We start from the raw sequence: 26,178 nt of genomic DNA on the forward strand, positions 1-26,178 counted from the left end.
CCTGTGCGGGTGCCCGGTTGCGGGGTACAGTCGGGCCATGTTCCAGCGCCCCACCCTCGAAGTCGCCGTCACCATGCGCCGCGAGCGCCTGGACAACCGCTGGCAGCCCTGGCGCTGGGTGCTCGACGATGTGGTGCCCGCCCAAGCCGCCTTCGGCGGGGCTCCGCGCCTGCTGCGCGAGGACGCGGACCAAGCCCTGTGGCTGTTCCCGGGCTTGGTGGTCGAGCTGTTCAAGGACGATGGCGAGGGTTACCACCTGAACCTCTCGGCACCCGCGCCCTGCTGGTTCGTGCTGTGGCGCCTGGACGAAGACGGCACCGGGAGCGAGCCGCTGGCCCGCCCCGTGGCTGTGAGCCTGAGCTACCACGATGCCGGCCGCTGGCTCGATGCCCAGGAAACGGTGGAGCAGGTGCCCGCGCCGCCGGAGGTGCTGGCGCTGCTGCAGGCCTTTGTCGACGCGCACTACGCGCCCGAGCCCAAGCGCCGCCGGCGGCCCGACAGCTTCCAGTCGCTGACCGACCGCTTCGGCAACCCGGCATCGGTGTCCACCGACAAGCAGCGCGGTGGCCGGGGCGGGCCGCAGCATGGCTGACGGCTTTCTCGCGCGCTGGTCGCGCCGCAAGCAAGAGGTGGCGGCAGGCCGGACCGAGCAGGAGTCGGAACTTCCGCCCGCGCCCGAGGTGCAGGCATCGCCGGTGGCCATCCCTGCCGCAGAGCAGCAGCCCGTGCCCGCCGCCGTGGAGCCCGAACCGCCCACCCTGGCCGACGCCCAGGCGCTGACGCCCGCATCCGACTTCAAGCCCTTCATGGGCCGCGGCGTGGCGCCCGAGGTGCGCAACACGGCCATGAAGAAGCTGTTTGCCGACCCCCATTTCAATGCCATGGACGGCCTGGACATCTACATCGATGACTATTCCAAGCCCGACCCGCTGCCCGAAGGCATGCTGCGCCAGATGGCCAGCGCCCATTTCATGGGCTTCTTCGACCACGAAAAAGAGGCCGCCGGCACGCCCGCGCCGGCAATGGCCCAGCAGGATGCTCAGCCTCGGGATGATGCGGAGTCGGCTGCGCCGCCAGACGTGGCACAGTCCGGGGTATGCACCGCCATTCCTAGCTCGCCAGTACTGACTGCAACGCCCCCGCAAGGGGACGGCGCGGCCAGGGTAGCCAGCCATACCGAACATGACCACGCTGATCTGCGATTGCAACCAGACGATGCCCCTCGACGCGAAGGCGTTGGGCGCGGCCCTGCATGAGGATCTGACGCTCCATTCCACGCTGTGCCGGCGCGAGGCCGGCGCCTTCCAGGGCGCCATCCGCACCGGCCAGGAGGTGGTGGTGGCCTGCACCCAGGAACAGCGCCTGTTCGGCGAACTCGGCGCGCAGACCGAAGGCGCGGTTTCGCCGGTGCGCTTCGTGAACATCCGCGAGACCGGGGGCTGGAGCCGTGACGCCCGCGCGGCAGGCCCCAAGATCGCCGCGCTGCTGGCCGCCGCCCGCCTGCCCGAGCCGCCGCCGGTGGCCACCGTCACCTACAAGAGCCAGGGCCGCCTGATGGTCATCGGCCCGCTCGACGCCGCCGAGCAGGCCGCCGCGCTGGTGGCCGATGTGCTCGACGTGACCCTGTTCGCGCAGGGCCCGGGCCAGGCCGGCGGTGCCCAGACGCGGCGCTTTCCCGTGCTGGGGGGGCGCCTCACGGGCCTGTCGGGCTGGCTCGGGGCCTTCGACGTGCAGTGGTCTGCCGACAACCCCATCGACCTGGACCTGTGCACGCGCTGCAATGCCTGTATCGTGGCCTGCCCCGAGAACGCCATCGGCCTGGACTACCAGGTGGACATGTCGGCCTGCGACGCCCACCGCGCCTGCGTGCGCGCCTGCCAGGTGGCCGGTGCCATCGACTTCGGCCGCGAGGCCAGCGTGCAGCAGGAGCGCTTCGACCTGGTGCTGGACCTGCGCCCGGCCACGGCACTGCCCGGCTTCACCCTGCACGCGCTGCCGCAAGGCTACTTCCGCAGCGATGGGCGCGACATGGCCGTGCTGCTCAAGCTGCGCGAGCTGGTGGGTGAGTTCGACAAGCCCCGCTTCTTCGCCTACAAGCAAAAGCTCTGCGCCCACAGCCGCAACGAGACCGTGGGCTGCCATGCCTGCATCGATATCTGCTCGGCCGAGGCCATTTCCAGCGACAAGGGCCGCCAGCAGATCCAGGTCAACCCCCACCTGTGCGTGGGCTGCGGCGCCTGCAGCACGGTCTGCCCCACGGGGGCGCTGTCCTTTGCCTACCCGGGTGCCACGGACCAGGGCGCGCGCTTCAAGACCCTGTTGTCCACCTACGCGGCCGCAGGGGGCAAGGATGCCGTGCTGCTGCTGCACAGCCAGGAACGCGGCCAGGCCCTGGTCGATGCACTGGGCCGCGCTGCCCAGCTGCGGCGTGCCCAGGGGGTGCCTGCCAACGTGATCCCTGTGCCGCTGTGGCACACCGCGAGCACCGGGGTGGACCTGTGGCTCAGCGCGCTGGCCTATGGCGCGTCGCAGGTGCTGGTGCTGGCCACCGAGGAGGAGGCGCCCCAGTACCTGGCCGGCCTGCAGGAGCAGATGGACGTGGCCCAGGCCCTCCTGCACGGGCTGGGCTACACCGGCAGCCACCTGCGGCTGCTGCGTGCGGGCGATGCGTCGGCGCTCGATGCGGCCCTGCAGTCCCTGCATCAGACCCACCAGGTGCTGCCGCCCGTGGCGGCCCGCCATGGCGTGGCCCAGGAAAAGCGCGCCACCCTGGAGCTGGCGCTCGACCACTTCCTGGCCCATGCGCCGCTGCTGAAGGCCGGCCTGCCCGAGGCCATTGCGCTGCCGGCCGCCGGTGCACCGCTGGGCGCCATCACGGTCGACACGAACCGCTGCACGCTGTGCCTGAGCTGCGTGAGCGCCTGCCCCGCAGGGGCGCTGCAGGACAACCCGCAGTTGCCGCAGTTGCGCTTTCTGGAAAAGAACTGCGTGCAGTGCGGCCTGTGCGCCAGCACCTGCCCCGAGGAGGCCATTGCCCTGCAGCCGCGCCTGCTGCTCACACCCGAGCGCGCGCAACTGCGCGTGCTCGCCGAAACCCAGCCCTGGGCCTGTGTGCGCTGCAGCAAACCCTTTGGCACGCTCAAGGCCATCGAAGCCATGCTGGAACGGCTCGCCGGCCACGCCATGTTCCAGGGCGAGGCGCTGGAGCGCCTCAAGATGTGCAGCGACTGCCGCGTGATCGACCTGTATTCCTCCCAACGCGAAGCGAAAGTGACGGACCTGTGAGCGCCACTGCCCCCCTGACCATGGCGGCCAGCGCCGCCCTTGACGAAGAGACCGCGCGCGCCGAACTCTATGGCCTGCTGGCGCAGCTGTACTACAGTGCGCCGCCCGCCGAATTGCTGGCCCAGTTGCGTGTGGCCGTGACCGAGGCGCCGTCCGCTGGCGGCCTGCTCGAAGAGCCCTGGCAGCAGTTGGTGGGCGCCGCCCGGGCGCAGGGCGACGCGGCCATCGCCGCCGAGTTCGAGCGCCTGTTCGGCGGCGTGGGCAAGCCCGAGGTCTTTCTCTACGCCTCCCACCACCTGAGCGGCTTTCTCAATGAAAAGCCGCTGGCACGCCTGCGCAGCGACCTCGACGCGCTGGGCCTGGCACGCAGCGAGGCCATGCCCGAGACCGAGGACCACATTGCCTACCTGTGCGAAGCCATGCGCTACCTGATCGCCGGCGACGACATGGCGGTGTGCAACCTTGCGACACAACGGGACTTTTTTGCCGCCCACCTGCAGCCCTGGGTGCCGGCGCTGTGCGATGGGCTCGAGGCCCACCCCGCAGCGGCCTTCTATGGCGCGCTGGCCCGCTTCACGCGGGCGTTTGCAGCCATCGAGGCCCAGGGCTTCGACATGCTGGAGTGAGCCGGCGCAGGCACGCCGATCCCGAGTGAACCCCTATGGGGCGGACCTCCCCGATTGCGGTGGGGGAAACACTCGCATAGACTGTATGAACGACATTGCATAGCCGCAAGCCCTCCTGGAGACAACGATGCAGGACAGCCAGCCCCAACCCTCTCGTCGCCGCTTCTTTGCGGGTGCCGCCACCGTGGGGGCAGCCGCCGCCGCGGCAGCCGCTCTGCCGCACATCGCGGCGCCCGATGCCAGCGCCCTGGCCGAGCCCGAGCCGGCCCCGCCCGAGCGCGGGGGCGGCTACCGCCTCTCGGCGCACGTCCAGCAGTACTACAAGACCACCCAACTCTGACCGCGGGGCGCACCATGTTGCTCACCAAGAAGTCTTCCCATGCCCGGGAGGGCGCTGCGGCCACCTCCCCGTCCTCTCCCTTCGTCCACAGCCTACAGCGCGGCCTGGCCAAGGCCCTGCCCACCATGGACCGGCGCGCCTTCCTGCGCCGCTCGGGCCTGGGCGTCGGTGTGGGCATCGCCGCCTCGCAGCTCGCGCTGGTCAAGAAGTCCAACGCCGCCGAAGGCGCCAAGGTCGGCCTGGGCGACAGCAAGATCGAGGTGCGCCGCACCATCTGCACCCACTGCTCGGTGGGCTGCGCGGTGGATGCGGTGGTCGAGAACGGCGTCTGGGTGCGCCAGGAGCCGGTGTTCGATTCGCCCATCAACCTGGGCGCGCACTGTGCCAAGGGCGCTGCGCTGCGCGAGCACGGCCATGGCGAGTACCGCCTGCGCTACCCGATGAAGCTGGTCAACGGCAAGTACGAGCGCATCAGCTGGGACACGGCGCTCAATGAGATCACGGCCCGCATGCAGGAGCTGCGCAAGGCCAGCGGACCCGACAGCGTGTACTTCGTGGGCTCGTCCAAGCACAACAACGAGCAGGCCTACCTGCTGCGCAAGTTCGTGAGCTTCTGGGGCACCAACAACTGCGACCACCAGGCGCGCATCTGCCATTCCACCACGGTGGCCGGTGTGGCCAACACCTGGGGCTACGGGGCCATGACCAACTCGTACAACGACATGCAGAACAGCAAGGTCGCGATGTACATCGGCTCCAATGCGGCCGAGGCCCACCCGGTGAGCATGCTGCACATGCTGCACGCCAAGGAGACCGGCTGCAAGATGATCGTGGTGGACCCGCGCTTCACGCGCACGGCGGCCAAGGCCGACGAGTACGTGCGCATCCGCTCGGGCACCGACATCCCCTTCCTGTTCGGCCTGCTGTACCACATCTTCAAGAACGGCTGGGAAGACAAGCAGTACATCAACGACCGTGTCTACGGCATGGACAAGGTGCGCGAGGAGATCCTGGCCAAGTGGACGCCCGACAAGGTCGAGGAGGCCTGCGGCGTCAAGGAGGAGCAGGTGCTCAAGGTGGCCAGCCTGCTCAACGCCCACCGCCCCGGCACCGTGGTCTGGTGCATGGGCCAGACCCAGCACACCATCGGCAACGCCATCGTGCGCGCCTCGTGCATCCTGCAGCTGGCGCTGGGCAACGTGGGCAAGTCCGGCGGCGGTACCAACATCTTCCGCGGGCACGACAACGTGCAGGGCGCCACCGACGTGGGCCCCAACCCCGACTCGCTGCCTGGCTACTACGGCATTGCCGAAGGCGCCTGGAAGCACTTCGCGGCCGTCTGGGGTGTGGACTTCGAGTGGATCAAGGCACGTTACTCCAGCCCGGCCATGATGACCAAGTCGGGCCTCACGGTCTCGCGCTGGATCGACGGCGTGCTCGAGAAGAACGAGCTCATCGACCAGGACGCCAACCTGCGCGGCGTGTTCTTCTGGGGCCATGCGCCCAACTCCCAGACCCGGGGCCTGGAGATGAAGCGCGCCATGGACAAGCTCGACCTGCTCGTCGTGGTCGATCCCTACCCCTCGGCGACTGCTGCCATGGCTGCCATGCCGGGCAAGGCCGAGGACCTCAATCCGAACCGTGCGGTCTATCTGCTGCCTGCGGCCACGCAATTCGAAACCAGTGGTTCATGCACCGCGTCCAACCGCTCACTGCAGTGGCGCGAGAAGGTGATCGAGCCGCTGTGGGAGAGCCGCTCGGACCACATGATCATGTACCAGTTCGCGCAGAAGCTGGGCTTTGACAAGGAGCTGGTCAAGAACTACAAGCTGCAGAAGGTGGGCGGCATGGACGAGCCCGTGATCGAGGACATCCTGCGCGAGATCAACCGCAGCGTCTGGACCATCGGCTACACCGGCCAGAGCCCCGAGCGCCTGAAGGCCCACATGAAGAACATGCACCTGTTCGATGTGAAGACCCTCAAGGCCAAGGGCGGCAAGGACAAGGAGACCGGCTACGACTTCACGGGCGATTACTTCGGCCTGCCCTGGCCCTGCTACGGCACGCCCGAGCTCAAGCACCCCGGTTCGTCCAACCTCTATGACAATTCCAAACATGTCATGGATGGCGGCGGGTGCTTCCGTGCCAACTTCGGCGTGGAAAAGGACGGCCAGAACCTGCTGGCCGAAGACGGCTCGTACTCGCTGGGCTCCGACATCACCACCGGCTACCCCGAGTTCGACCATGTGCTGCTCAAGAAGCTCGGCTGGTGGGACGAACTGACCGATGCCGAGAAGAAGGCCGCCGAGGGCAAGAACTGGAAGACCGACCCCACGGGCGCCATCATCCGCGTGACCATGAAGAACCATGGCTGCCACCCCTTCGGCAATGCCAAGGCACGTGCGGTGGTGTGGAACTTCCCCGACGCCATCCCGCAGCACCGCGAGCCGCTGTACGGCACCCGGCCTGACCTGATGGCCAAGTACCCCACGCACGACGACAAGAAGGCCTTCTGGCGCCTGCCCACGCTCTACAAGAGCGTGCAGGACAAGAACATCGCCGACAAGGTGCACGAGAAGTTCCCGCTGATCCTGACCTCGGGCCGGCTGGTCGAGTACGAGGGCGGTGGCGAGGAAACGCGTTCCAACCCCTGGCTGGCCGAGCTGCAGCAGGAGTCCTTCGTAGAGATCCACCCCAAGACCGCGGGCGAGCGCGGCGTGCGCAATGGCGAACGGGTGTGGCTCAGCTCGCCCACGGGCGCGCGCATCAACGTGCAGGCGCTGGTGACCGAGCGCGTGGCGCCCGACACGGTGTGGATGCCGTTCCACTTCTCGGGCCACTGGCAGGGGGCGGACATGCTCGCCCACTACCCCAAGGGCGCGGCCCCCGTGGTGCGCGGCGAGGCCGTGAACACGGCCACCACCTATGGCTACGACAGCGTGACCATGATGCAGGAAACCAAGACAACCATCTGCAACGTGGAGCGTGCGTGAGCACGCGGCAGCGGCAACAGCAGCGACCAGGAGACACCCCATGGCACGAATGAAATTCATCTGCGATGCAGAGCGCTGCATCGAATGCAACGGTTGCGTCACCGCCTGCAAGAACGAGCACGAAGTACCCTGGGGCGTGAACCGCCGCCGCGTGGTCACGCTCAACGACGGCGTGCCGGGCGAAAAGTCCATCTCGGTGGCCTGCATGCACTGCAGCGATGCCCCCTGCATGGCCGTCTGCCCTGTGAACTGCTTTTACCGCACCGACGAGGGCGTGGTGCTGCACGACAAGGATGTCTGCATCGGCTGCGGCTACTGCAGCTATGCCTGCCCGTTCGGCGCCCCGCAGTTCCCTTCGCAGGGCACCTTCGGCGTGCGCGGCAAGATGGACAAGTGCACCTTCTGCGCCGGCGGCCCCGAGACCCATGGCAGCCAGGCCGAGTTCGAGAAATACGGCCGCAACCGCCTGGCCGAGGGCAAGCTGCCGGCCTGCGCCGAGATGTGTTCCACCAAGGCCCTCCTGGCCGGCGATGGCGACGTGGTGGCCGACATCTTCCGCAACCGCGTGGTGCAGCGCGGCAAGGGGGCCGAGGTCTGGGGCTGGGGCACGGCCTACGGCTCCAAGCAGGCCGGCCAACCCACACCGGGAGCCAAGTCATGAGCGGCCGCAGCACGCTGATGATTCTGGGCGCGGCCTGCGGGCTGCTGGCATTGGCTGGCTGCACCGAGAAGCCGCAGACCGGCGGCGGCGTGCGCGTCGATGCGCCGCCCTACGCCGGTACGGGCAGCAACTTCACCCAGCCCGGCTGGAAGGCCGGCGACAAGGCCGGCTGGGAGCAGCAGCTCAAGGCGCGCCAGCAGTACGGCCAGAACGAGTACACCCGTAGCACCCGCTAGAGCGAGGCCTGCCATGAAAACCATTCTGTGCAGCATGGCCCTGTGTGCCGGACTGGCCTGGGGCACGGCGGCCGCCCAGGCGCCGGCCGATGCGGCCTCGGCCGCCCCGCCGGCCGCCGCCGCGGTTGCCCCTGCGCCCGGCGGTATCCAGAGCCAGAACATCTTCCAGGTGAAGCCCGACGCCAGTGAGGAACCGGGCTATGCCCAGCAGAGCAACGGCGAGCGCGCCAAGGTGCAGCCGGGCAACAACGCACCGATGTGGCGCCAGGTGGGCGAGGGCGTCACGGGCTACAGCAGCCTGCCCAAGAGCCAGGCGCCCGAGGCCGGCAACCTGATACAGCCCTTCGTGCAATACCCTGGCTCGCGCGTGACCAACGCGGGGGAGGCCTGGCGCCAGGTGCGCAACCAGTGGATCATCCCCTACGGCGGTTCGCTGCTGCTCATCGTGGCGGGCGCGATTGCGCTGTTCTACTGGCGCAAGGGCACCATGCACCTGCACGGCACCGAGACGGGCCGCAAGATCGAGCGCTTCACGCCGTTCGAGCGCTCTGCCCACTGGGCCAATGCCATTGCCTTTGTGGCGCTGGCCATCTCGGGCCTGGTGATGGCCTTCGGCAAGTTCTTCCTGCTGCCCATTCTGGGGGGGCAGTTGTTCGGCTGGCTGGCCTATGTGCTCAAGAACGTGCACAACTTCGCCGGGCCGCTGTTCGCGGTGTCGCTGCTCATCGTGTTCCTCACCTTCGTGCGCGACAACTTCCCGCGCCGCGGCGACCTGACCTGGCTGCTCAAGGGTGGCGGCATGCTCTCGGGCCAGGAGGTGCCATCGCACCGCTTCAATGCCGGCGAGAAGCTGATCTTCTGGGGCGGGGTGCTGTTCCTGGGCGCCATCGTCGTGGCCTCGGGCCTGGTGCTGGACAAGCTGATCCCCGGGCTCGTCTACGAGCGCGGCACCATGCAGATCGCGCACATGGTGCATGCCGTGGCCACGGTGGTGATGATGGTGATGTTCATGGGCCACATCTACCTGGGCACCATCGGCATGCAGGGCGCCTACCAAGCCATGAAGACCGGCTATGTGGACGAGACCTGGGCGAAAGAGCACCACCAGCTCTGGTACGAGGACATCCAGGCCGGCAAGATCCCCGTGCAACGCAGCAGCAGTGCCGGCACCACGGGCGAGGCAGCGCCCGCCAAGCCCATTCAGGCATGAGGAGGCCCCCCATGACGATGAACACCCACTTCCTGCGCACCGCGCTGCTGGCCCTGGGCACTGCCTGCACCTGCGCTGCCGCGCTGGCCAAGCTGCCACCGCCCGCGCCCGAGGCAGCCGCCAAGGCGGCCGAAGCCGCGGCCAAGACCGCCTGGGCCGGCAAGGTCGACAACTACAAGCTGTGCCTGTCGCAGGACAAGGTCGCGGCCCATTACCGCAAGACCAACCCCGCGGCCAAGCCGGCGGCCCCGGGCGCAGCGGCCTGTGCAGACCCCGGCCCGTTTGCTTATACGCCCCCCGAAGCCAAGCCGCTGGAGGCGGCCGGTGCGCACTCGCCACCGGGCACGGCCAGCAGCCCACCCAGCACGCAGACCCCCGCAGCCGCCGCTTCGGCGCCCAAATCCTGACCACCGCCCGGTCCCGGCCGGCGTTTCCCCACGGGGTCTGGCGGGGATGGGGTACGCTGCGCCCATGACCACCCACTCCGGCCTCCTGCCGCGGCTGACCCAGGCCCAGGCACCGCTGACCCACCGCGTCGAGGTGGTCAACGAGCATGGCGAGCGCGAAGCGCTGTCCATCCCCGCAGAGCGGCCGCTCACCGTGTATGTCGACAAGCGCGAGCTCGTCACGCTGATGACGCTGGGCGCCCACCCCGAGCTGCTGGTGCTGGGCTACCTGCGCAACCAGCGCCTGGTGGAGTCGGTGCAGGACATCGAGTCGATCACCGTGGACTGGGAGGTCCACGCCGCGGCGGTGCGCACGCGCCTCGGCATCGCGCGCATCGAGGAGCGCACGGCCAGCAAGGTGGTCACCACCGGCTGTGGCCAGGGCAGCGTGTTCGGCGGCCTGATGGACGAAGTGGACCGCATCGTGCTGCCCGAGGCGCGGCTCACGCAGGGCCAGCTCTACGGCATCGTCAACGCCATTCGCCTCAAGGAGAGCACCTACAAGTCGGCTGGCTCGGTGCATGGCTGTGCGCTGTTCCAGGGCGAGGAACTGCTGGTCTTCGTCGAGGACGTGGGGCGCCACAATGCCATCGACACCATCGCGGGCTGGATGTGGATGGCCGCCGGGGGCGCGGCGCCGATGACCGGCGCCGACAAGGTGTTCTACACCACGGGCCGGCTGACCAGCGAGATGGTCATCAAGTCGGCCCAGATGGGCGTGCCCATCGTGGTCTCGCGCAGCGGCATGACGCAGATGGGGCACGCCGTGGCCGAGCAGTTGGGCCTGTGCGCCATCGGCCGCGCCACCAACCGGCGCTTCGTCTGCTACAGCGGCAGCCACCGGCTGGTGCTGCAGCCCGAGCTGGCGCAGGCAGTTTCCTCTTCCAGCTGACACCGTGCGGCCGCTCGGCGATGGCATGATCGGGCGATGCGCGACCAGAAATCCACCCACGCCTGGCCCGACACGCTGCCCAGCCAGTTTGGCCCGTATGACCTTGATGAGGTGCCGGAAACGCACCGCATGGCCCCATCCCCGGGGCCGGGAGAGCCGGATGCTCCCGCCCCCGAAGTGACCGAGGAGGCGCCCGAGCCGCCGCGCCTGCCGCTCGTGCGCTGGCTGGGGGAGGGGTTGCGGGCCGCCGTGCTGTTGGCTCCCCGAACGGGTGCCGCCGTGCCCAGGCCTTTGCAGTTGATCGTGCTGGTGCTGCTGTGCAGCGGGGTTTTGCTGGGCTTGGAGCGTCTGCATGTGGCGGGACCGGCCCATTTCAATCTGCGTGGCTGGCTGCTGTCGTGGTGGTCGCTGCCTTTGCTCATCTGGTATGCGTGGTGGGCCTTGACTGCATCCTGGCGCCAAGGCCGGCTGGCGCCGGTGGGCGGCGGCCTGGCCGCCTGGCTTGCGCTCACGAGCGTGGCCGTCCTGCCCGCCTCGGTCGGGGCCTATGCGTTGATGGCGTGGGGTGCACACCAGCCTGCGCGCTGGTCCTCTGGGTACGGTCCCGCGGTTTTCTGGGCCATTTATGCGGCGACGGTGGTGTGGATGCTGGCGGCCGATGTCCGGGTGATGTCCCGCTTCGTGCGCTCGCAGTTGCGCACGGGCTTGTACGCACTGTTGCTGCTGGCCGTGCTGGGGGTGGGGATGCAGTACGCATCCAGCCGGTCCTGGGTGCCTGCCCCCGCAGATGACGACGCCCCCGAGCCTGCCCGCCTGCACCTGTCCCAATCGCTGTTCGAGTCGCAGCAGGACCTCATGCAGCAACAGGCCGAGGCCCTGGTGCCCGAGCGCCCTGGCGTAACCGACGTCTACGCCCTGGTGTTCGCACCCTACGCCGCCGAGAACGTGTTCCGCCGCGAGAGCACCATGGTCAGCAGCCTCCTGCAGAAGCGTTTCGACGCCCAGGGCCGGGTGCTGCACCTGCTCAACCATGCCGAGACCGCCGAGACCCATGTCTGGGCCACACCCGAGAACCTCACGCGTGCCGTGCACGCCCTGGCCGCGCGCATGGACAAGGAGAACGACGTGCTCGTGGTCTACATGACCTCGCATGGCGCCAAAAACCACCAGCTCGCGGCCTCGCATTGGCCGCTGGAGGTGGCGCCCACCACCCCCGAAATGCTGCGCGAAGTGCTGGATGCGGCAGGCATCCGCCACCGGGTGATCGCCATCTCGGCCTGCTACTCGGGCGGCTGGATCGACACGCTGGCCAATCCTTCGACCCTGATCATGACGGCGGCCGACGCCACCCACACCTCCTACGGCTGCGGCGCTCTGTCGGAGCTGACCTTCTTCGGCCGCGCGGTGTTCGACGAGCAGCTGCGCAGCACGCACTCCTTCGAGGAGGCGTTCAAGAAAGCCGTGCCCCTGATCCAGCAGCGCGAGGTCGAGGCGGGAAAGAACGACGGCTTTTCCAACCCGCAGATCCGCGTGGGCGCCGAGATCGCCCCCGTGCTCAAGGGGCTGGAAGAGCGCCTGAACGCCGCCCCCCGTTAGGCCACGGGGGGCGAAAGGGCCTGCGCGCCGGCTGGAAATGTTCCAATGCCGCGGTTTGGCGCGCTTTTGCGCTAATGTCACGCCCATGAACCTCTCATTTATCCGCCTGGGCTGGCGCACCCTGCTGCGCGACCTGCGCGCGGGCGAGTTGCGCCTGTTGGTTGTGGCCGTGACGCTGGCCGTCGCAGCACTCACCTCCGTGGGCTTTTTTGCCGACCGCCTGCAGGGCGGCCTGCAGCGCGACGCCCTGCAACTGCTGGGCGGCGATGCCGTGGTGGCCAGCGACAACCCCACGCCCGCCGTGTTCGCCGAGCGCGCCAAGGCCCTGGGCCTGCAGAGCGTGACCACCATGGGTTTCCCCACCATGGGGCGGGCCAGCGACGACAAGGGCGGTGCCAGCAAGCTGGTGGCCCTCAAAAGCGTGCAGCCGGGCTACCCACTGCGCGGCACGCTCACCGTGGCCGTGGGCCCGGGCGCGGCCGAGCAGACCACGCGCGAGATCCCGGCGCGTGGCGAGGTCTGGGTGGACGCGCCGCTGCTAGAATCGCTGGGCCTGGCCATGGGCGACCTGCTGCTCCTGGGCGACTCGCAGCTGCGCATCACCCGCATCATCGTGATCGAGCCCGACCGGGGCGCCGGCTTCATGAGCTTTGCGCCGCGCGTCATGCTCAATGAGGCCGACGTGGCCGCCACCGGTCTGGTGCAGCCCGCGAGCCGCCTGACCTACCGCTTTGCCGTGGCCGGGCCGGCCGCGGCGGTCAAGACCTTCAGCCAGTGGGCTGCGGACGAGGCCAAGAAACCCGAACAGCACGGCGTGCGCGTCGAGTCGCTGGAAAGCGGCCGCCCCGAGATGCGCCAGACGCTGGACCGGGCGCAGAAATTCCTGAGCCTGGTGGCCCTGCTGGCCGCGCTGCTCTCGGCCGTGGCCGTGGCGCTGGCCGCGCGCGGCTTTGCCACCGACCACCTCGATGCCTCGGCCATGCTGCGTGTGCTGGGCCAGAGCCAGCGCACCATCGCCGGCGCCTACACCACCGAGTTCGCGCTCATCGGCATCTTCGCCAGCGCCCTGGGCGTGGCCGTGGGCTACCTCGTGCACTATGTCTTCGTGCTGCTGCTGGCCGGGCTGGTGGAGTCGGCCCTGCCCGCTGCCAGCCTGTGGCCCGTGGCCTTCGGCCTGGGCATGGGCCTCACCCTGCTGTTCGCCTTCGGCCTGCCGCCCGTGCTGCAACTGGCCCAGGTGCCGCCGCTGCGCGTGATCCGGCGCGACGTGGGCGGGCTCAAGCCGGCCTCGCTGGCCGTGCTGGGCGTGGGCGTGGCCGGCTTTGCGGCCCTGCTGCTGGCGGTGAGCAGCGACATCAGGCTGGGCCTGATCGCCGTGGGCGGCTTTGCGGGCGCCGTGGCGCTGTTCGCGGGCCTGAGCTGGGTGGCCGTGAAGCTGCTGCGCCGCAGCGTCAACGAGGCCACCGCGCCGCGCTGGCTGGTGCTGGCCACGCGGCAGATCTCCGCGCGCCCGGCCTATGCCGTGGTGCAGGTCAGCAGCCTGGCCGTGGGCCTGCTGGCCCTGGTGCTGCTGGTGCTGCTGCGCACCGACCTCATCAGCAGCTGGCGCCAGGCCACGCCGCCCGATGCGCCCAACCGCTTTGTCATCAACGTCATGCCCGAGCAGGCCGATGCCTTCCAGCAAAGCCTCAAGGACGGTGGCGTCAAGCGCTACGACTGGTACCCCATGATCCGCGGCCGCCTGCTGGCCGTGAATGGCAAGGCCGTGGGCCCCGCCGACTACACCGATGACCGTGCCAAGCGCCTGGTGGACCGCGAGTTCAACCTCTCCACCGCGCTGCAGCAGCCGCCCCACAACCAGATCGTGGCCGGCAAGTGGACCGAGAACGAGCAGGGCGCCGTCAGCGTGGAGGAGGGCATTGCCGAGACCCTGGGCCTGAAGATGGGCGACATGCTGCAGTTCGACATCGGCGGCGTGCAGAACGAGGCGCGCATCACCAGCCTGCGCAAGGTGGACTGGGGCTCCATGCGCGCCAACTTCTTCGTGATGTACCCGGTGGACCACCTGGACGGCGTGGCCGTGACCTACCTGGCGGCCTACCGCGCGCCGGACAAGGCGGGCTTCGACAACGCGCTGGTGCGCCAGTTCCCCAACATCACCAATGTGGACATGGGTGCCACCATCACCCAGGTGCAGCGCGTGCTGGACCAGGTGATCCGTGCGGTGGAGTTCCTTTTCGCCTTCACGCTGGCCGCCGGGCTGGTGGTGCTGTTCGCGGCGGTCACGGCGACGCGCGAGGAGCGTGCGCGCGAGTTCGCCATCATGCGCGCCGTGGGCGCGCGCGCCAGCCTGCTGGGCCAGGTGCAGCGCGCCGAGCTCATGGGCGTGGGCCTGCTCGCGGGCTTCCTGGCCAGCACCGTGGCCGTGGTCGTGGGCTGGGCGCTGGCACGCTTTGTCTTCGACTTCACCTGGACGGCATCGCCCTGGGTGCCGCTGGCCGGCGCCGTGGCCGGGGCCGTGCTGGCGCTGGCTGCCGGCTGGTGGGGGCTGCGCGAGGTGCTGCGCCGGCCCGTGGTGGAGACGCTGCGCCGCGCTGCGGAGTAGGGCGGCGGGAGGCGGCTTACGCCGCCTTGGCAAACGGCGTGCGGATGTCCGACAGGAACTGCTGCGCGCGCGGGTGCTGCGGGCGGGTGAAGAACTCGCCCGGCGTGGCGCGCTCGAGCACGCGGCCCTCGTCCATGAAGAGCACGCGGTCGGCCACTTCGCGCGCAAAACCCATCTCGTGTGTCACGCAGACCATGGTCATGCCATCGCGGGCCAGGTCGCGCATGACCACCAGCACCTCGCCCACCATCTCGGGGTCGAGGGCGCTGGTGGGCTCGTCGAAGAGCATCAGCGGCGGCTCCATGGCCAGGGCGCGGGCAATCGCCACGCGCTGCTGCTGCCCGCCCGAGAGCTCGCTCGGCCAGGCGTGTGCCTTGTGCGCCAGGCCCACGCGATCCAGCAGGGTCAGGGCGCGTTGCTGGGCCTGCGGGCGCGACAGGCCGCGCAGCTGGATCGGTGCCAGCGTGCAGTTGTCCAGCACCGACAGGTGTGGGAACAGGTTGAACTGCTGGAACACGAAGCCGATGCGCGAGCGCAGCGTGTTCACGTTCACGTCGGGCCCGTAGATGTGGTGCCCGTCGATCAGGATGCGCCCACCCTGGATGGGTTCGAGCCGGTTGAGCGTGCGGATCAGCGTGGATTTGCCCGAGCCCGAGGGCCCGCAGACCACGACCACCTCGCCCTGCTCGATGGTTTCGGTCACGTCCACCAGGGCGTGGTAGCTGCCGTACCATTTGTTGACGTCGTGCAGTTCGATCATGTCGGGAGCGCCTTGGCGTTGAAGGGGGAGGCCGCGCGCCGTGCCAGCCGGCGTTCCAGCCCATAGGCCAGGCGCGACAGGCCGAAGCACAGCACGAAGTAGGTCAGGCCCAGGATGCCGAAGACCTCGGCCGGCCGGATGAAGACCTGGCTGTTGATCTGGGTGGCGATGAAGGACACCTCGGTGAGGCCGATGATGTAGCCCAGCGAGGTCTCCTTGATGGTGGAGACGAACTGGTTGACGAGCGAAGGCAGCATGCTGCGCAGTGCCTGCGGCAGCACCACCAGGCGCATGGCGCGCGGGTAGCTGAGGCCCAGGGCGCGCGCGCACTCCATCTGCCCGCGCGGCACGCCCAGAATGCCGGCGCGCACGATCTCGGCCAGGTAGGCCGCGTTGAAGACCACGAGCGCAAGCAGCATGGTGGTGAACTGCCCGGTCTTCACCCCGGTCACGCTGGGCAAAAAGAAATAGGCCCAGAAGATCACCATCAGGAGCGGCGTGCCGCGCACCACGAAGACCAGGGCCGTGACGGGCCAGCGCACCAGGCGCCAGGGGCTCACGCGCGCCAGCCCGAACACGATGCCCAGCGGCAGCGCCAGCAGCAGCGCGCCGGCCGCCAGCAGCAGCGTGAGCGCCAGGCCGCCGAGCGGGCCATTCGGGTACTGGCCGACCAGGAAATACAGCCAGTAGGTGTCAATCAATTCCAGCATCTAGATCGTTCGCACGGGATAGTGGTGGTGGTACCAGCTGGCCAGCCCAGTGATGAGCAGCGACACGGTGAGGTAGGCCGCGCTGGCAAAGGCGAAGGCCTCGACACTGCGGAAGGTGGCGCTCTCCACCTTGGCCGCCTGGTACATGAGTTCGGCCGCGCCGACCACGGTGGCGATGGAGGTGTTCTTCCAGAGGCTCAGCGACTGCGATATCAGGGGCGGCACGGTCACGCGCAGCGCCTGCGGCAGCACCACGCGGCGCATGGCGGCCAGAAAGCCGAAGCCCAGCGCCCGGCCTGCTTCCAGCTGCACCGCGGGCACCGAGCGGATGCCGCTGCGGATGTCCTCGGCCATGAAGGCCGCGGTGTAGAGCGAGAGCGCCACGATGGCGGCGGCTGCCTCGGCATGGCCGCTGTCGTAGAGCCACTGCTTCGCGGCCTCCGGCAGCAGCTCGGGCGCACCGAAGTACCAGAACAGCATGTGCGCCAGCAGCGGCACATTGCGGATGCCTTCGACGAAGGCAAAGCCCGCCCAGCGCAGCGCTGCCACGGGTGCCAGGCGCAGCAGGGCCACGACCAGGGCGATCGGCAGGGCCAGCAGCAGCGATGCGGCCAGCAGCTGCAAGGACAGCAGCAGGCCACCCACCAGCATGAGGTGGTATTGGCCGCTCAGCAGCAGGGCGTAGTCAAACAAGGGCATGCAGGCCGGTGCGGTGCGTCACGGCACCAGGGGCATGCACCAATGGCGTGCCCCCGGCCCGCGGCAGCGCCGCTCACCACCATCAACCGTCGATCTTGTCCGATTCGAACTTGAAGGGGCGGGTGGTGAACTTGATCTTGGTCTTCGGGCCGTACCACTTGAAGTAGATCTTCTCGGCCTCGCCCGACTTCTCCAGGTCGCGCAGCGTGTCGTCCACAATGGATTTCACGGCGCTCTCGCCCTTCTTGATGCCCAGCGCCAGCGGCTCCACGCTCAGGTTGGTGGGCAGGATGGCGTAGTCCTTGTTGCGCTCACCGAGCTTGCCGAAGTCGTCGATCAGCGAGGACTCATCGTTCACATAGCCCACGCCCTTGCCCTGCTGCAGCGCGAGGAAGGCCTGCTGCGTGGTCTCGAAGGTCACCACCTCCACGGTGGGCACTGCCTTGCGCACATTGGGCTCCTGCGTGCCGCCCTTGACGGTGACCACGCGCTTGCCCGCCAGGTCGGCCACGTCCTTGATGCCGCTGGCCTTCTTCACCAGCACCTTCTGGCCGGTGACGAAGGTCGTCAGCGAAAAGTCGATCTGCGCCTCGCGCTCCTTGTTGTGCGTGAGCGAAGCGGCCAGGATGTCCACATGGCCCTGCTGCAGCTCGGGGATGCGCGCGGCCACGGCCAGCTGCTTGAACACGGGCTTGACGCCGATCTTCTTGGCGATCGCCTTGCCCAGGTCGACCTCGTAGCCGATCAGCTCGCGTGTCTTGGGGTCGATGAAGCTGTTGGGCTCGTCGGTGCCCAGCACGCCGACGACCAGCTCGCCCTTTTTCTTGATGTCGGCCAACTGGTCGGCATGGGCGGCGCCCGCGACGGCAAACGCGGCGGCTACCAGGGAGGCAATGAAACGGATGCGCATGATTTCTCTCTCTCCAGACTTGTTGAAGACTGAAGGCTACGCTTCCAACTGAGAGATATGAACATCGCATTTCTTATAATCAAACTCGCCAAACGTGCTTGGCGCAGACTGTGACCCCATGGACGACGACACCACCGAGAACACCCCCCCTGCCACCACGCCCTTCGAATGGATCGGCGGCGAAGAGCGCGTGCGCGCCCTGGTCGAGCGCTTCTACGACCTGATGGACCTGGAGCCGGCCTATGCCGCCCTGCGCGCCGCCCACGGCAGCGACCTCGGCAGCGCGCGGCAAAAGCTGTTCTGGTTCCTGTGCGGCTGGCTGGGCGGCCCGTCCTACTACACCGACCAGTTCGGCCACCCGCGCCTGCGGGCGCGCCACATGCCGTTTGCCATCGGTCCAGAGGAGAGCCGCCAGTGGGTGGCCTGCATGGACCAGGCCATGGGCGAGACGGGGGTGCCCGAGGCGCTGCGCGCACGCCTGCGCGAAAGCTTTACGGGTACGGCGGACTGGATGGTCAACCAGCCGCTGGTAGCCAAGAAACTGATGTGAGCGGTGGTGGCGCGCGGCTGCAGGCATACTGCGGCTGTCCATTCCACTGAAGGAGTCCGCGCCATGCAGCGTTCCCTTGTCCTTGCCGCCAGCCTGCTGGCCTGTGCCCTGTCGCATGCCCAGCCGGCCCCTGCCGCGGCGGACACCTGGAGCAATGTGCCGCCTGCCTCGGACGACCGCTTCACCAACCCCAAGAGCAAGCTCTACGCGGGGCCCAACGGTTGGCACAACTTCGGCGAGGTGCGCGCCGAGGTGGCCAATGCGGCCAAGACCCGTTACGCCTTCAAGACCGGGCTCACCTACCTCACCACTCCCAAGGCCTTCGTGTTTGCCTCCAACTCCCAGACGCAACTGGTCGAGGTGGACTTTGGTACCGACCGTCCGGCACCGGGTACCTACGAGGTGGCGGCCAAGCCGGACCCGGCGCAGAAAAAGGTGCGGGTCTCGCTCGGCGATGCGTCGGGCGGCAAGCTGCTGGGCTGGCAGAGCGGCGACAAGGCCGGCACCGTCACGCTGTCCAAGGTCAATGGCTACCTGTATTTCAGCGCGCGCAACCTGCGCCTCGGGCCCATGGGCATGGGCAATACGGGTGATCTCAAGCAGCCCATGTCGCTGGGCTTTGAAGGGGCCGTGGTGCCCGAATGAATCTTTTGACGGGAGACCTGCTGTCCATGTCCTGCGATGAACGTTTTGCACAGGAGGCCCAGGCGCTGGGTTACTCCTTCGACGGCGAGATCAAGATCGGTGGCAACTACGTGCCGCTGGTGCGCGATGGCCGCCACCTCTACCTGAGCGGCCAGATCCCGCGCGTGGGCGACACCGTGGTCGTCACCGGCGCGGCCGGGGCCGATGCCTCGCTGCAGGACGCGCAGCGCGCCGCCCAGGTCTGTGCTATGCGCGCGCTGGCGCTGCTGCAGCGTGCGCTGGGCACGCTCGATGCCGTCACAGCCGTGCTGCGCATCACCGTCTACGTGCAGTCGGCCCCGGGCTTCACGCAGCAGAGCGAGGTGGCCGATGGTGCTTCGGACCTGCTGTTCCGCGTGCTCGGCCCGGCAGGCGCACACACGCGCACCTCGGTCGGGGTGCTGCAGTTGCCCAAGAACGCGACGGTCGAAGTGGATCTGATCGCCACCACCGACTGAGCCGGGTCACTCGGTTTTGATGCCCGCCGTTTTCACCAATTGGGCATAGCGCCCGTACTCGGCCGCCACCTGTCTCTGGAACTGCTGCTGCGGCGTGCCCGTGGCATCGATGCCCTGCGCGGCCAGTTCGGCGCGCGCGGCCGGCGTCTGCACGATGCGTGCGGCATCGGCGGCAATCGCATCGAGCACGGGCTGCGGTGTGTTCGCCGGCGCGAACAGGCCGAACCAGGTGCCCGAGCGGTAGCCGCGGTAGGTCTCGCCCACGGTGGGCACGTCGGGCAGCAGGGCGTTGCGCTGCTCGCCCGTGGTGGCCAGCGCCACCACGCGGCCGCTGCGGATGTGCGGCAGCGCCGGACCCAGGGCCACGAACATCACCTCGACCTGCCCGGCCACCACGTCCTGCAGGCCCAGCGGCCCGCCGCGGTAGGGGATGTGGGTGGCGAAAAAGCCCGCCTGCTGTTTGAGCAGCTCCATGCTGAACTGCAGCGCGCTGCCATTGCCGGCCGATGCATAGCTGTAACGGCCCGGCGCGGCCTTGGCGGCACGCACGAAGTCGTTCAGGCTGCGAAAGCCTGTCTTGGCGTTGGCCACGAGCACGAAATCCACATGGCCGAGTGACACCACGGGCACCAGATCGCGCTGGGCGTCGTAGGGCAGCTTGGGCTGCAGGTTGGGCAGGATGGTGATGGGCCCGTCGCCGCCGACCAGCAGGCTGTGCCCGTCGGGCGGGGCCTTGGCCAGCGCGTCGGCCGCGACGATGCCGCCGGCCGCGCCCCGGTTGTCCACCACCACGGGCTGCTTCCACTGCTCGGCCAGGCGTTGCGAGAGGTAGCGTGCCAGCACATCGGGTGCGCTGCCGGGCGAGTTGTGCACCGTCAGGCGCACGGTCTTGCTGGGGAAGGGCGCCGAAGCCGATGGCTGTTGCGCGGCCGCGGTCAGGGCCACGCAGGCGGTGGCCCAGGCCACGGCGAGGTTTTTGAGGGAGGCTGCAGCGCGCATGGCCGGTTCGCAAGGGAGTCGATGGAGGCCGCGATTCTGGGGCGGCGCCGGCCAAACAGGAACGATCCTTTTGTCACTTGCATAGCGGCAAATGATCTAAGTGATTCTCTGGCGCCCGCCGCCGGCCGCAAAATCAGGCCACATGCTCGAACACCTCGCGCAGCCGGGCATAGCGCGAGGGCTGTGCCTGGGCCAGGTAGAAGGCGTAGAGCAGGCCGCAGACCACTGTACCGGCCAGCACCCAGGGCAGTGCATAGATGGCCGAGGTCTCGGTGCCGCTGAGCACGGCGAGATGCCGGACCACCATGGCGAGCACGCCGGCCATGCCCAGGGCCGAGATCGCCGGTGCGACGAGACGGCTCCAGGCCGAGGCCTGGGCGCTGCGGTTGCGCCAGAAGAACACCACCACGGCCACGGAAACGGCGGTCTGCAGCAGCAGGATGCCCATGGTCGCCAGGGCCGAGCACCAGGCGAAGACCACGGCCATTGGGTCCTGGCCGAGCAGGGCGACCGTGCCGATGGCGGCGAGCATGAAGGCCGTCTGGGCCATGCTGGCCACATAGGGCGTGCCATGGTGGGCGTGCACCCTGGAGAAAGCCCCCACCAAAAAGCCGTCGCGGCTGATGGCGAACAGGTAGCGCGACATGGTGTTGTGGAAGGCCTGGGTCGCGGCGAACAGGCTGGTGATGAGCAGCAGCGACATGGCCAGCAGGGCCTTGGGCCCCAGGGCCTGGGCCGCCGTGTCGAACACGAAGGTGCCCGGGTCCTTGGCCGCGGCGGCGGCGACCCCGGAGGCACCGTGGTACTGCACGAAGCACCAACTGGTGAGGCCGAAGAACAGGGTGATCAGCGTGACCGCCACGAAGGTTGCGCGCGGGATGGTGCGCTGCGGCTCGCGGCATTCCTCGGAATAGATGGCGGTCGCCTCGAAGCCGATGAAGGAGCTGATGGCGAACACCATCGCAATGCCCACGGCGCCGCTGCCCACCGTGGCGGGGGTGAACGAGCTCCACTCGAAGGCACCGCGGTGCTGCAGCAGCACGCCGGCATCGACGAGCAGCACGATGCCCACCTCCGCCAGCATCAGCAGGCCCAGCACCTTGCCGCCGATTTCCACGCGCAGGATGCCCAGTGCCAGCACCAGCAGCAGCATCACCATGCTGCAGACCCACCAGGGGGCGTTCAGCCCCAGGTGCTCGGCCAGGAACATCTGGGTGAAGAAGCCGAACATGGCGACCACCGAGATCTGGATGGCCGCGTAGGTCAGCAGTGCGACGTTGAGCCCGGCCAGTCCCAGCTTGGGCCCGAGGCCCACCGACACGTAGGAGTAGAAGGCGCCCGCATTGACCACGTGCCGGCCCATGGCGACGAAGCCGAACGAGAAGATCCACAGCAGCAGCCCGGCGAGCACGTAGATGCCGGGCAGCCCGGCACCATTGCCTGCCATGAAGGCGATGGGCATGGCGCCCACCACGCCCGTGATGGGCGAGGCCGCGGCCACCACGAAGAAGACGATGGACCACAGCCCCAGCGTGTTGGTCTTGAGTTGTCGTGCGTGTGTCATGGAGAGTGTCCTTTGCGCGATGCGGCCCGGGCCTTCAGAAGGCCTTGCTCACAGAGACGAAGAAGCGGCGCTTGCCGACATCCCGGGTGTCCGCCAGGTCGTGGTTGGAGAGCGTGGCGTCGAAGAAGGCGCGGTTGCTGTTCCAGGCCACTCCGGCCGTGGCCGAGAGCCCCTGGGCAAAGCTGCGGGTGAGCGCGATGCGGTAGTCGTTGAAGTCGGGGTTGCGCGAACCGCCAGCGGTCGGCGCGGCCAGGTCGGCGGTCACGTTCTGGTGGCCGGCGTGCAGATTGAGCATATAGCCCTCGGCCAGGGGCACATCGGCACTCAGGTCCAGGTAGGCCGAACCGCGCGTGCCGCCCGTGTAGCCCGTGCCGGCGTTGAAGCCCAGCAGGTCGGTGAGCGTGCGCGAGTACTTGAGCGTGATCCACTTGTAGGCGACGAACAGGTTGGCCTCGGTGAAGTCGTAGCGCTGCGAGGGCAGGGGCGCGTAGCGCACTTTGTTGTAGTTGCCGCCGGGGTAGAACACCGACAGCAGGCCGCCGCCCACGGCCCAGTCTTGGTTCAGGGCCTGCCGGTAGCCCAGCGAGACGTCGATCTCCATGTGGGCCCCGGCATAGACCTTGGGGCTCACGTTCGAGGCCCAGAGGCCGGCGCTGAACCCCGCTTCGGTGGTGAGGTCGATACCCGCCTGCAGCGCAGGGCGGTTCCAGGTCTGGGTCATGCCCTTGAACAGGTAGTCGCTGGCGAGCGTGGCCGTGCCCGAGACTTGCCAGGGCGCTGAAGGGGCTGGCGCCTCCTGGGCGAGGGCGGCGCTGCCGAGTGCCGACAGGGCCAGTGCCGATGCGGTGATGAACGGGGCTTTCATGGAAACCTTTGCGGGGAGGGGTTGGTAGCCACCCTTGCCGGGACCCTGTGTCCCGGGGCAAGCCGGTGGTGTGGAGGCCCGCAGTATCTGGACGCACGCCGCTGTGGCGTTATCGAAAAAAGGCACACCCGGACCCGGGGGAACCCGGGGCCGCGGCAACTGTGCCCAATCTCGATAACGCCCCCACGCGGGCGGCCCGGATACTCGTTTCGCAGGCGGCCGAGTGCTTTGCAGGCGCTGCCTTCGCCCTGGAACAACGACCGACGACCCCGGAGATGCACGCAAGCGTGCGACAGCCCATGATCCACACGGAAGCCGCGACCTACTACACCGCGACCAAGAAATACGAGCTCCACTTTCCCAGCCTCGAAGAAGACCTCGACGTCGATGTCGTCGTCATCGGCGGTGGCTTCAGCGGTGTCAACACCGCGCTGGAACTGGCCGAAAAAGGCATCCGCCGCATCGCGCTGCTGGAGGCCAAGCACCTGGGCTTCGGCGGCACCGGCCGCAATGGCGGGCAGATCATGGCCGGCATCGGGCACGACCTCGGCAAGATCCGCAAGGACGTGGGCGAGGACGGCCTGCGCGCGGTGTTCGAGATCAGCGACCTGGGGGCCGGCATCATCCAGGAGCGCATCGACCGCTACGGCATCGATGCCGACTTCTGCCGCGGCTACGGCTACCTGGCCTACAACGCACGCCAGGCCGCCACGCTGCGCACCTGGGAGCGCGAGTTCAAGTCGCTCAACACGCAGCACGAGATCCGCTACGTGCAGGGGGCCGAGGTGCAGGGCATCATCGGCTCCGAGGCCTACCACAGCGGCCTGCTGCACATGGGGGGCGGCCACGTGCATTCGCTCAACCTGCTGCTGGGCGAGGCCCAGGCCCTGGCCGGGTACGGGGTGCAGATCTTCGAGTTCTCGCCCGCGCTGCAGGTCAGCTACGGCCCGCGCGTGAAGGTGCGCACCCCCAAGGGCTCGGTCACGGCCGGCAAGCTGCTGTGGGCCTGCGACAGCTTTCTCAACCGGCTGGAGCCCGAGCTGCACCGCTCCACCATCAACACCTACGCCTTCCAGTGCATGACCGAGCCGCTCAGCGATGCACTGATCGAGCGCATCAGCCCCATCCGCGGCGCGTACAGCGACATCCGCCCCGTGATCGACTACTTCCGGGTGACGCGCGAGAACCGGCTGCTGTTCGGTTCGGCCACGCCCCTGGTCGAGCACATCCCGGGCGACCTCAAGGCCTGGAACCGCGCACTCCTGCTCAAGGTGTTTCCCTACCTGCAGGACGTGCGCATCGACCTGGCCTGGGGCGGGCCCATGGCCTGCAGCCCCAACCTGTTTCCCCAGATCGGTTCGCTGCCCGGCCACGGCAATGTGTTCTTCGTGCAGGGCTACACGGGCTTTGGCGTCACGCCCAGCCACATCGTGTGCAAGGTGCTGGCCGAGGGCATGGCCGAAGGCTCGGCCCGCTACGACCTGCTCCGCTCCATCCGCCGTGCCAGCGTGGTTGGCAAGGACCAGGCCCGTCCGCTGATCGTGAGCGCCGGCAAGGTTTGGCACCAGCTCTCGGGCTTCTGGAACGGGCGCCGCTGAAGCGCTTGCTTGCCGATCATTTTTGCTGTTTCTCTCTTTTCCTGAAAGGACTCCCATGGGCATGACCCCTCTCTCTTCGCCTCCCGCCCTCGACACCATGCACGCCATCGGCCCGGTGACCCAGCTCGGTTCCGAGATCCTCGCGGGCGAGTGCCTGGCCTATGCGCAGGGCACCTTCGGTGGCCCCGCCGACCCGGTGTCGGCCGGCTACTTCGCGGTGACACCCGGGCGTTTTCGCATGCGCTACCCCTTCAACGAGCAGGCCGTGGTCGTGCAGGGCAGTGTGTCGCTGACCGACGTGGCCACCGGCCAGGCGCGCACCTATACCGTGGGCGACAGCTGGTTCGTGACCCAGGGCACCGAGGTGCTGTGGGAGGTGGAGGGCGGGGTCTTCATCAAGCATTTCTTCGCCGTGGCCGGTTGACGGTCGCTTGCGCCTGGTGGGGCGTGAACCGGGGCGCAGCCTGTATCGGGGGCTGCGCCCCTGTGTTTTTGCGCGCTTCAGCCGCCGCTGCGGCGGTAGCGTGCGTACTGCGCCGTGTCCGAGGGCAACTCTGCGAACAGGCGCTTGTAGTCCACCGAGAACTGCGAGAAATGCCAGAAGCCCCAGTCGATGGCGATGTCGCCGATCATGTGCGTGGACCGTGCGCGCAGGATGTCGCGGCGCACACCGTTGAGCCGCTGGGCCTTGAGGAACTGGGCCGGGCTCTCGCCTGTGACGCGCACGAAGCAGGTTTGCAGGTTGCGCCGCGAGGTGTGCGTGGCGTGGCACAGGTCGTCGATGGAGACCAACTCGCCGCGGTGGGCGTTGACGTGGTCGATGGCCTTGCGCACGACCTGCGTGGCGCGGCCACGGCAGGGGTCGGGCGGTGTGCCGTCGAGTGCGGCCAGGCAGTCGCCGGCCAGGTCCTGCATGTCGGCGCGCAGCAGCCTGCGGGTGCCTTCGCGTGCGAAGCGCAGGGGCTGGGTGAGCAGATGGTCCAGTGCCTGCCGCACCTGTTCGCGCAGCCGCTGTGCCAGCGCGGGATGGTGCGCCACATGCTGGCGGCCCAGCGGCGCGCCCGACTCGGCCAGGCCGTCCTGCGGCAGGCACAGGACCAGCAGCGTGCTCTCCTTGGGGGTGGACAGCAGCAGCTCGCCGCCGCCTTGCAGCAGCATCACGCTGTCGGTGCTCAGGGCCTGCCCGAACCAGCGGGCCTCGCCGGACAATGCGGCGAACACGCCCAGGCAGACGCTGTCCGGGCACGAGGCGCCGGACTGGAAGATGGATTGGGCCAGGGTCTCCTGGTACATGTGCACCCCGTCGATCCAGGCCTCGTTGAGGCTGCCGCAAAAGCGCCCGCGCGACAGCTGTTCATACGTCAGCCCCCACCCTTCCAGCAGCCGGGTATGGTCGGAGGCCTCCTGGATGCCCGAGGAATGCCGCACGGCATAGCGGGGCCCATCGGTGGCGCTGTGCGCAGCAGATTCCATGGCAGCGGGTGGGAGAGT

At 68.6% G+C, this 26,178-nt stretch carries 26 protein-coding genes; 18 read left to right on the top strand and 8 right to left on the bottom strand.

Going from position 1 to position 26,178, the window contains the following annotated elements; all coding sequences use genetic code 11:
• Positions 1-37: 37 nt before the first annotated feature.
• From AC3WOH_RS08750 to AC3WOH_RS08810, 13 genes are all read left to right on the top strand, one after another.
• Positions 38-592: a DUF3305 domain-containing protein gene (locus AC3WOH_RS08750; RefSeq protein ID WP_492228971.1), complete on the top strand. Its 555-nt coding sequence runs from the start codon at positions 38-40 to the stop codon at positions 590-592.
• Entirely contained in the window at positions 585-1,256 is a 672-nt protein-coding gene (locus tag AC3WOH_RS08755) for a DUF3306 domain-containing protein (RefSeq protein ID WP_492228972.1), read from the top strand. Before AC3WOH_RS08750 ends, AC3WOH_RS08755 begins: the two co-directional genes overlap by 8 nt.
• The gene (locus AC3WOH_RS08760) at positions 1,216-3,285 is read left to right on the top strand and encodes a 4Fe-4S binding protein (RefSeq protein WP_492229006.1); all 2,070 of its coding nucleotides are present in this window, start codon (positions 1,216-1,218) and stop codon (positions 3,283-3,285) included. Before AC3WOH_RS08755 ends, AC3WOH_RS08760 begins: the two co-directional genes overlap by 41 nt.
• A 20-nt stretch (positions 3,286-3,305) precedes the next feature.
• Complete coding sequence (locus AC3WOH_RS08765) at positions 3,306-3,911, top strand: TorD/DmsD family molecular chaperone (protein ID WP_492229007.1); 606 nt, start codon at positions 3,306-3,308, stop codon at positions 3,909-3,911.
• A 127-nt stretch (positions 3,912-4,038) separates the two neighbouring features.
• On the top strand, positions 4,039-4,251 hold the full coding sequence (locus AC3WOH_RS08770; protein WP_492228973.1) for a formate dehydrogenase: 213 nt from the start codon (positions 4,039-4,041) through the stop codon (positions 4,249-4,251).
• Between the two features lie 14 nt (positions 4,252-4,265).
• On the top strand, positions 4,266-7,244 hold the full coding sequence (locus AC3WOH_RS08775; RefSeq protein ID WP_492228974.1) for a formate dehydrogenase subunit alpha: 2,979 nt from the start codon (positions 4,266-4,268) through the stop codon (positions 7,242-7,244).
• A gap of 40 nt (positions 7,245-7,284) precedes the next feature.
• Positions 7,285-7,905 (top strand): formate dehydrogenase FDH3 subunit beta, encoded by a 621-nt coding sequence (gene fdh3B, locus AC3WOH_RS08780; RefSeq protein WP_057201907.1) that lies wholly within the window; start codon positions 7,285-7,287, stop codon positions 7,903-7,905.
• Positions 7,902-8,141: a hypothetical protein gene (locus tag AC3WOH_RS08785; RefSeq protein ID WP_492228975.1), complete on the top strand. Its 240-nt coding sequence runs from the start codon at positions 7,902-7,904 to the stop codon at positions 8,139-8,141. The genes fdh3B and AC3WOH_RS08785 overlap by 4 nt, the downstream gene beginning before the upstream one ends.
• Before the next feature lie 13 nt (positions 8,142-8,154).
• On the top strand, positions 8,155-9,351 hold the full coding sequence (locus AC3WOH_RS08790) for a formate dehydrogenase subunit gamma (protein ID WP_492228976.1): 1,197 nt from the start codon (positions 8,155-8,157) through the stop codon (positions 9,349-9,351).
• Between the two features lie 11 nt (positions 9,352-9,362).
• A complete protein-coding gene (locus tag AC3WOH_RS08795; protein WP_492228977.1) occupies positions 9,363-9,758 on the top strand; it encodes a hypothetical protein in 396 nt (131 codons plus the stop codon).
• A 64-nt stretch (positions 9,759-9,822) separates the two neighbouring features.
• A complete protein-coding gene (locus tag AC3WOH_RS08800) occupies positions 9,823-10,689 on the top strand; it encodes a formate dehydrogenase accessory sulfurtransferase FdhD (RefSeq protein WP_492228978.1) in 867 nt (288 codons plus the stop codon).
• A 36-nt stretch (positions 10,690-10,725) separates the two neighbouring features.
• Positions 10,726-12,285 carry a C13 family peptidase gene (locus AC3WOH_RS08805; protein ID WP_492228979.1) on the top strand — a complete coding sequence of 520 codons (1,560 nt, stop codon included), beginning with the start codon at positions 10,726-10,728 and terminating at the stop codon, positions 12,283-12,285.
• A gap of 85 nt (positions 12,286-12,370) precedes the next feature.
• Complete coding sequence (locus AC3WOH_RS08810) at positions 12,371-14,890, top strand: ABC transporter permease (protein WP_492228980.1); 2,520 nt, start codon at positions 12,371-12,373, stop codon at positions 14,888-14,890.
• A gap of 16 nt (positions 14,891-14,906) precedes the next feature.
• Here AC3WOH_RS08810 and AC3WOH_RS08815 read toward each other — a convergent pair whose 3' ends face one another.
• From AC3WOH_RS08815 to AC3WOH_RS08830, 4 genes are all read right to left on the bottom strand, one after another.
• Positions 14,907-15,650 (bottom strand): amino acid ABC transporter ATP-binding protein, encoded by a 744-nt coding sequence (locus AC3WOH_RS08815; RefSeq protein WP_492228981.1) that lies wholly within the window; start codon positions 15,648-15,650, stop codon positions 14,907-14,909.
• Positions 15,647-16,360 carry an amino acid ABC transporter permease gene (locus AC3WOH_RS08820; protein ID WP_492228982.1) on the bottom strand — a complete coding sequence of 238 codons (714 nt, stop codon included), beginning with the start codon at positions 16,358-16,360 and terminating at the stop codon, positions 15,647-15,649. Before AC3WOH_RS08820 ends, AC3WOH_RS08815 begins: the two co-directional genes overlap by 4 nt.
• Entirely contained in the window at positions 16,361-17,059 is a 699-nt protein-coding gene (locus AC3WOH_RS08825) for an amino acid ABC transporter permease (protein WP_492228983.1), read from the bottom strand.
• A gap of 82 nt (positions 17,060-17,141) precedes the next feature.
• Positions 17,142-17,969 (bottom strand): ABC transporter substrate-binding protein, encoded by an 828-nt coding sequence (locus tag AC3WOH_RS08830; RefSeq protein ID WP_492228984.1) that lies wholly within the window; start codon positions 17,967-17,969, stop codon positions 17,142-17,144.
• A 118-nt stretch (positions 17,970-18,087) separates the two neighbouring features.
• Between AC3WOH_RS08830 and AC3WOH_RS08835 the strand changes: the two genes are divergently transcribed.
• From AC3WOH_RS08835 to AC3WOH_RS08845, 3 genes are all read left to right on the top strand, one after another.
• Complete coding sequence (locus tag AC3WOH_RS08835) at positions 18,088-18,519, top strand: group II truncated hemoglobin (RefSeq protein WP_492228985.1); 432 nt, start codon at positions 18,088-18,090, stop codon at positions 18,517-18,519.
• 63 nt (positions 18,520-18,582) lie between these two features.
• Entirely contained in the window at positions 18,583-19,164 is a 582-nt protein-coding gene (locus AC3WOH_RS08840; RefSeq protein ID WP_492228986.1) for a hypothetical protein, read from the top strand.
• A 26-nt stretch (positions 19,165-19,190) separates the two neighbouring features.
• A complete protein-coding gene (locus AC3WOH_RS08845; RefSeq protein WP_492228987.1) occupies positions 19,191-19,661 on the top strand; it encodes a RidA family protein in 471 nt (156 codons plus the stop codon).
• A 6-nt stretch (positions 19,662-19,667) separates the two neighbouring features.
• Here the strand turns inward: AC3WOH_RS08845 and AC3WOH_RS08850 are convergent, their stop codons facing one another.
• From AC3WOH_RS08850 to AC3WOH_RS08860, 3 genes are all read right to left on the bottom strand, one after another.
• Entirely contained in the window at positions 19,668-20,660 is a 993-nt protein-coding gene (locus AC3WOH_RS08850) for a Bug family tripartite tricarboxylate transporter substrate binding protein (RefSeq protein ID WP_492228988.1), read from the bottom strand.
• 133 nt (positions 20,661-20,793) lie between these two features.
• On the bottom strand, positions 20,794-22,224 hold the full coding sequence (locus tag AC3WOH_RS08855; protein WP_492228989.1) for an APC family permease: 1,431 nt from the start codon (positions 22,222-22,224) through the stop codon (positions 20,794-20,796).
• Positions 22,225-22,258: 34 nt separating this feature from the next.
• Positions 22,259-23,089 (bottom strand): TorF family putative porin, encoded by an 831-nt coding sequence (locus tag AC3WOH_RS08860; protein WP_492228990.1) that lies wholly within the window; start codon positions 23,087-23,089, stop codon positions 22,259-22,261.
• 299 nt (positions 23,090-23,388) lie between these two features.
• On the opposite strand from AC3WOH_RS08860, the gene AC3WOH_RS08865 reads away from it, so the two are divergent.
• Positions 23,389-24,687 (top strand): NAD(P)/FAD-dependent oxidoreductase, encoded by a 1,299-nt coding sequence (locus AC3WOH_RS08865; RefSeq protein WP_492228991.1) that lies wholly within the window; start codon positions 23,389-23,391, stop codon positions 24,685-24,687.
• Positions 24,688-24,748: 61 nt separating this feature from the next.
• The gene (locus AC3WOH_RS08870) at positions 24,749-25,111 is read left to right on the top strand and encodes a cupin domain-containing protein (protein ID WP_492228992.1); all 363 of its coding nucleotides are present in this window, start codon (positions 24,749-24,751) and stop codon (positions 25,109-25,111) included.
• Positions 25,112-25,188: 77 nt separating this feature from the next.
• Here the strand turns inward: AC3WOH_RS08870 and AC3WOH_RS08875 are convergent, their stop codons facing one another.
• Positions 25,189-26,160, bottom strand: a complete 972-nt coding sequence (locus AC3WOH_RS08875; RefSeq protein ID WP_492228993.1) for a helix-turn-helix domain-containing protein — start codon at positions 26,158-26,160, stop codon at positions 25,189-25,191.
• Positions 26,161-26,178 lie beyond the last annotated feature (18 nt).

This window comes from Acidovorax sp. FW305-C-20-28, from assembly GCF_058783375.1.

Bases quoted from the DNA above. Each gene is read 5' to 3' on its own strand.
- AC3WOH_RS08750 (WP_492228971.1), top strand. From the start codon at position 38: ATGTTCCAGCGCCCCACCCTCGAAGTCGCCGTCACCATGCGCCGCGAG.
- AC3WOH_RS08755 (WP_492228972.1), top strand. From the start codon at position 585: ATGGCTGACGGCTTTCTCGCGCGCTGGTCGCGCCGCAAGCAAGAGGTG.
- AC3WOH_RS08760 (WP_492229006.1), top strand. From the start codon at position 1,216: ATGCCCCTCGACGCGAAGGCGTTGGGCGCGGCCCTGCATGAGGATCTG.
- AC3WOH_RS08765 (WP_492229007.1), top strand. From the start codon at position 3,306: ATGGCGGCCAGCGCCGCCCTTGACGAAGAGACCGCGCGCGCCGAACTC.
- AC3WOH_RS08770 (WP_492228973.1), top strand. From the start codon at position 4,039: ATGCAGGACAGCCAGCCCCAACCCTCTCGTCGCCGCTTCTTTGCGGGT.
- AC3WOH_RS08775 (WP_492228974.1), top strand. From the start codon at position 4,266: ATGTTGCTCACCAAGAAGTCTTCCCATGCCCGGGAGGGCGCTGCGGCC.
- fdh3B (WP_057201907.1), top strand. From the start codon at position 7,285: ATGGCACGAATGAAATTCATCTGCGATGCAGAGCGCTGCATCGAATGC.
- AC3WOH_RS08785 (WP_492228975.1), top strand. From the start codon at position 7,902: ATGAGCGGCCGCAGCACGCTGATGATTCTGGGCGCGGCCTGCGGGCTG.
- AC3WOH_RS08790 (WP_492228976.1), top strand. From the start codon at position 8,155: ATGAAAACCATTCTGTGCAGCATGGCCCTGTGTGCCGGACTGGCCTGG.
- AC3WOH_RS08795 (WP_492228977.1), top strand. From the start codon at position 9,363: ATGACGATGAACACCCACTTCCTGCGCACCGCGCTGCTGGCCCTGGGC.
- AC3WOH_RS08800 (WP_492228978.1), top strand. From the start codon at position 9,823: ATGACCACCCACTCCGGCCTCCTGCCGCGGCTGACCCAGGCCCAGGCA.
- AC3WOH_RS08805 (WP_492228979.1), top strand. From the start codon at position 10,726: ATGCGCGACCAGAAATCCACCCACGCCTGGCCCGACACGCTGCCCAGC.
- AC3WOH_RS08810 (WP_492228980.1), top strand. From the start codon at position 12,371: ATGAACCTCTCATTTATCCGCCTGGGCTGGCGCACCCTGCTGCGCGAC.
- AC3WOH_RS08815 (WP_492228981.1), bottom strand. From the start codon at position 15,650: ATGATCGAACTGCACGACGTCAACAAATGGTACGGCAGCTACCACGCC.
- AC3WOH_RS08820 (WP_492228982.1), bottom strand. From the start codon at position 16,360: ATGCTGGAATTGATTGACACCTACTGGCTGTATTTCCTGGTCGGCCAG.
- AC3WOH_RS08825 (WP_492228983.1), bottom strand. From the start codon at position 17,059: ATGCCCTTGTTTGACTACGCCCTGCTGCTGAGCGGCCAATACCACCTC.
- AC3WOH_RS08830 (WP_492228984.1), bottom strand. From the start codon at position 17,969: ATGCGCATCCGTTTCATTGCCTCCCTGGTAGCCGCCGCGTTTGCCGTC.
- AC3WOH_RS08835 (WP_492228985.1), top strand. From the start codon at position 18,088: ATGGACGACGACACCACCGAGAACACCCCCCCTGCCACCACGCCCTTC.
- AC3WOH_RS08840 (WP_492228986.1), top strand. From the start codon at position 18,583: ATGCAGCGTTCCCTTGTCCTTGCCGCCAGCCTGCTGGCCTGTGCCCTG.
- AC3WOH_RS08845 (WP_492228987.1), top strand. From the start codon at position 19,191: ATGTCCTGCGATGAACGTTTTGCACAGGAGGCCCAGGCGCTGGGTTAC.
- AC3WOH_RS08850 (WP_492228988.1), bottom strand. From the start codon at position 20,660: ATGCGCGCTGCAGCCTCCCTCAAAAACCTCGCCGTGGCCTGGGCCACC.
- AC3WOH_RS08855 (WP_492228989.1), bottom strand. From the start codon at position 22,224: ATGACACACGCACGACAACTCAAGACCAACACGCTGGGGCTGTGGTCC.
- AC3WOH_RS08860 (WP_492228990.1), bottom strand. From the start codon at position 23,089: ATGAAAGCCCCGTTCATCACCGCATCGGCACTGGCCCTGTCGGCACTC.
- AC3WOH_RS08865 (WP_492228991.1), top strand. From the start codon at position 23,389: ATGATCCACACGGAAGCCGCGACCTACTACACCGCGACCAAGAAATAC.
- AC3WOH_RS08870 (WP_492228992.1), top strand. From the start codon at position 24,749: ATGACCCCTCTCTCTTCGCCTCCCGCCCTCGACACCATGCACGCCATC.
- AC3WOH_RS08875 (WP_492228993.1), bottom strand. From the start codon at position 26,160: ATGGAATCTGCTGCGCACAGCGCCACCGATGGGCCCCGCTATGCCGTG.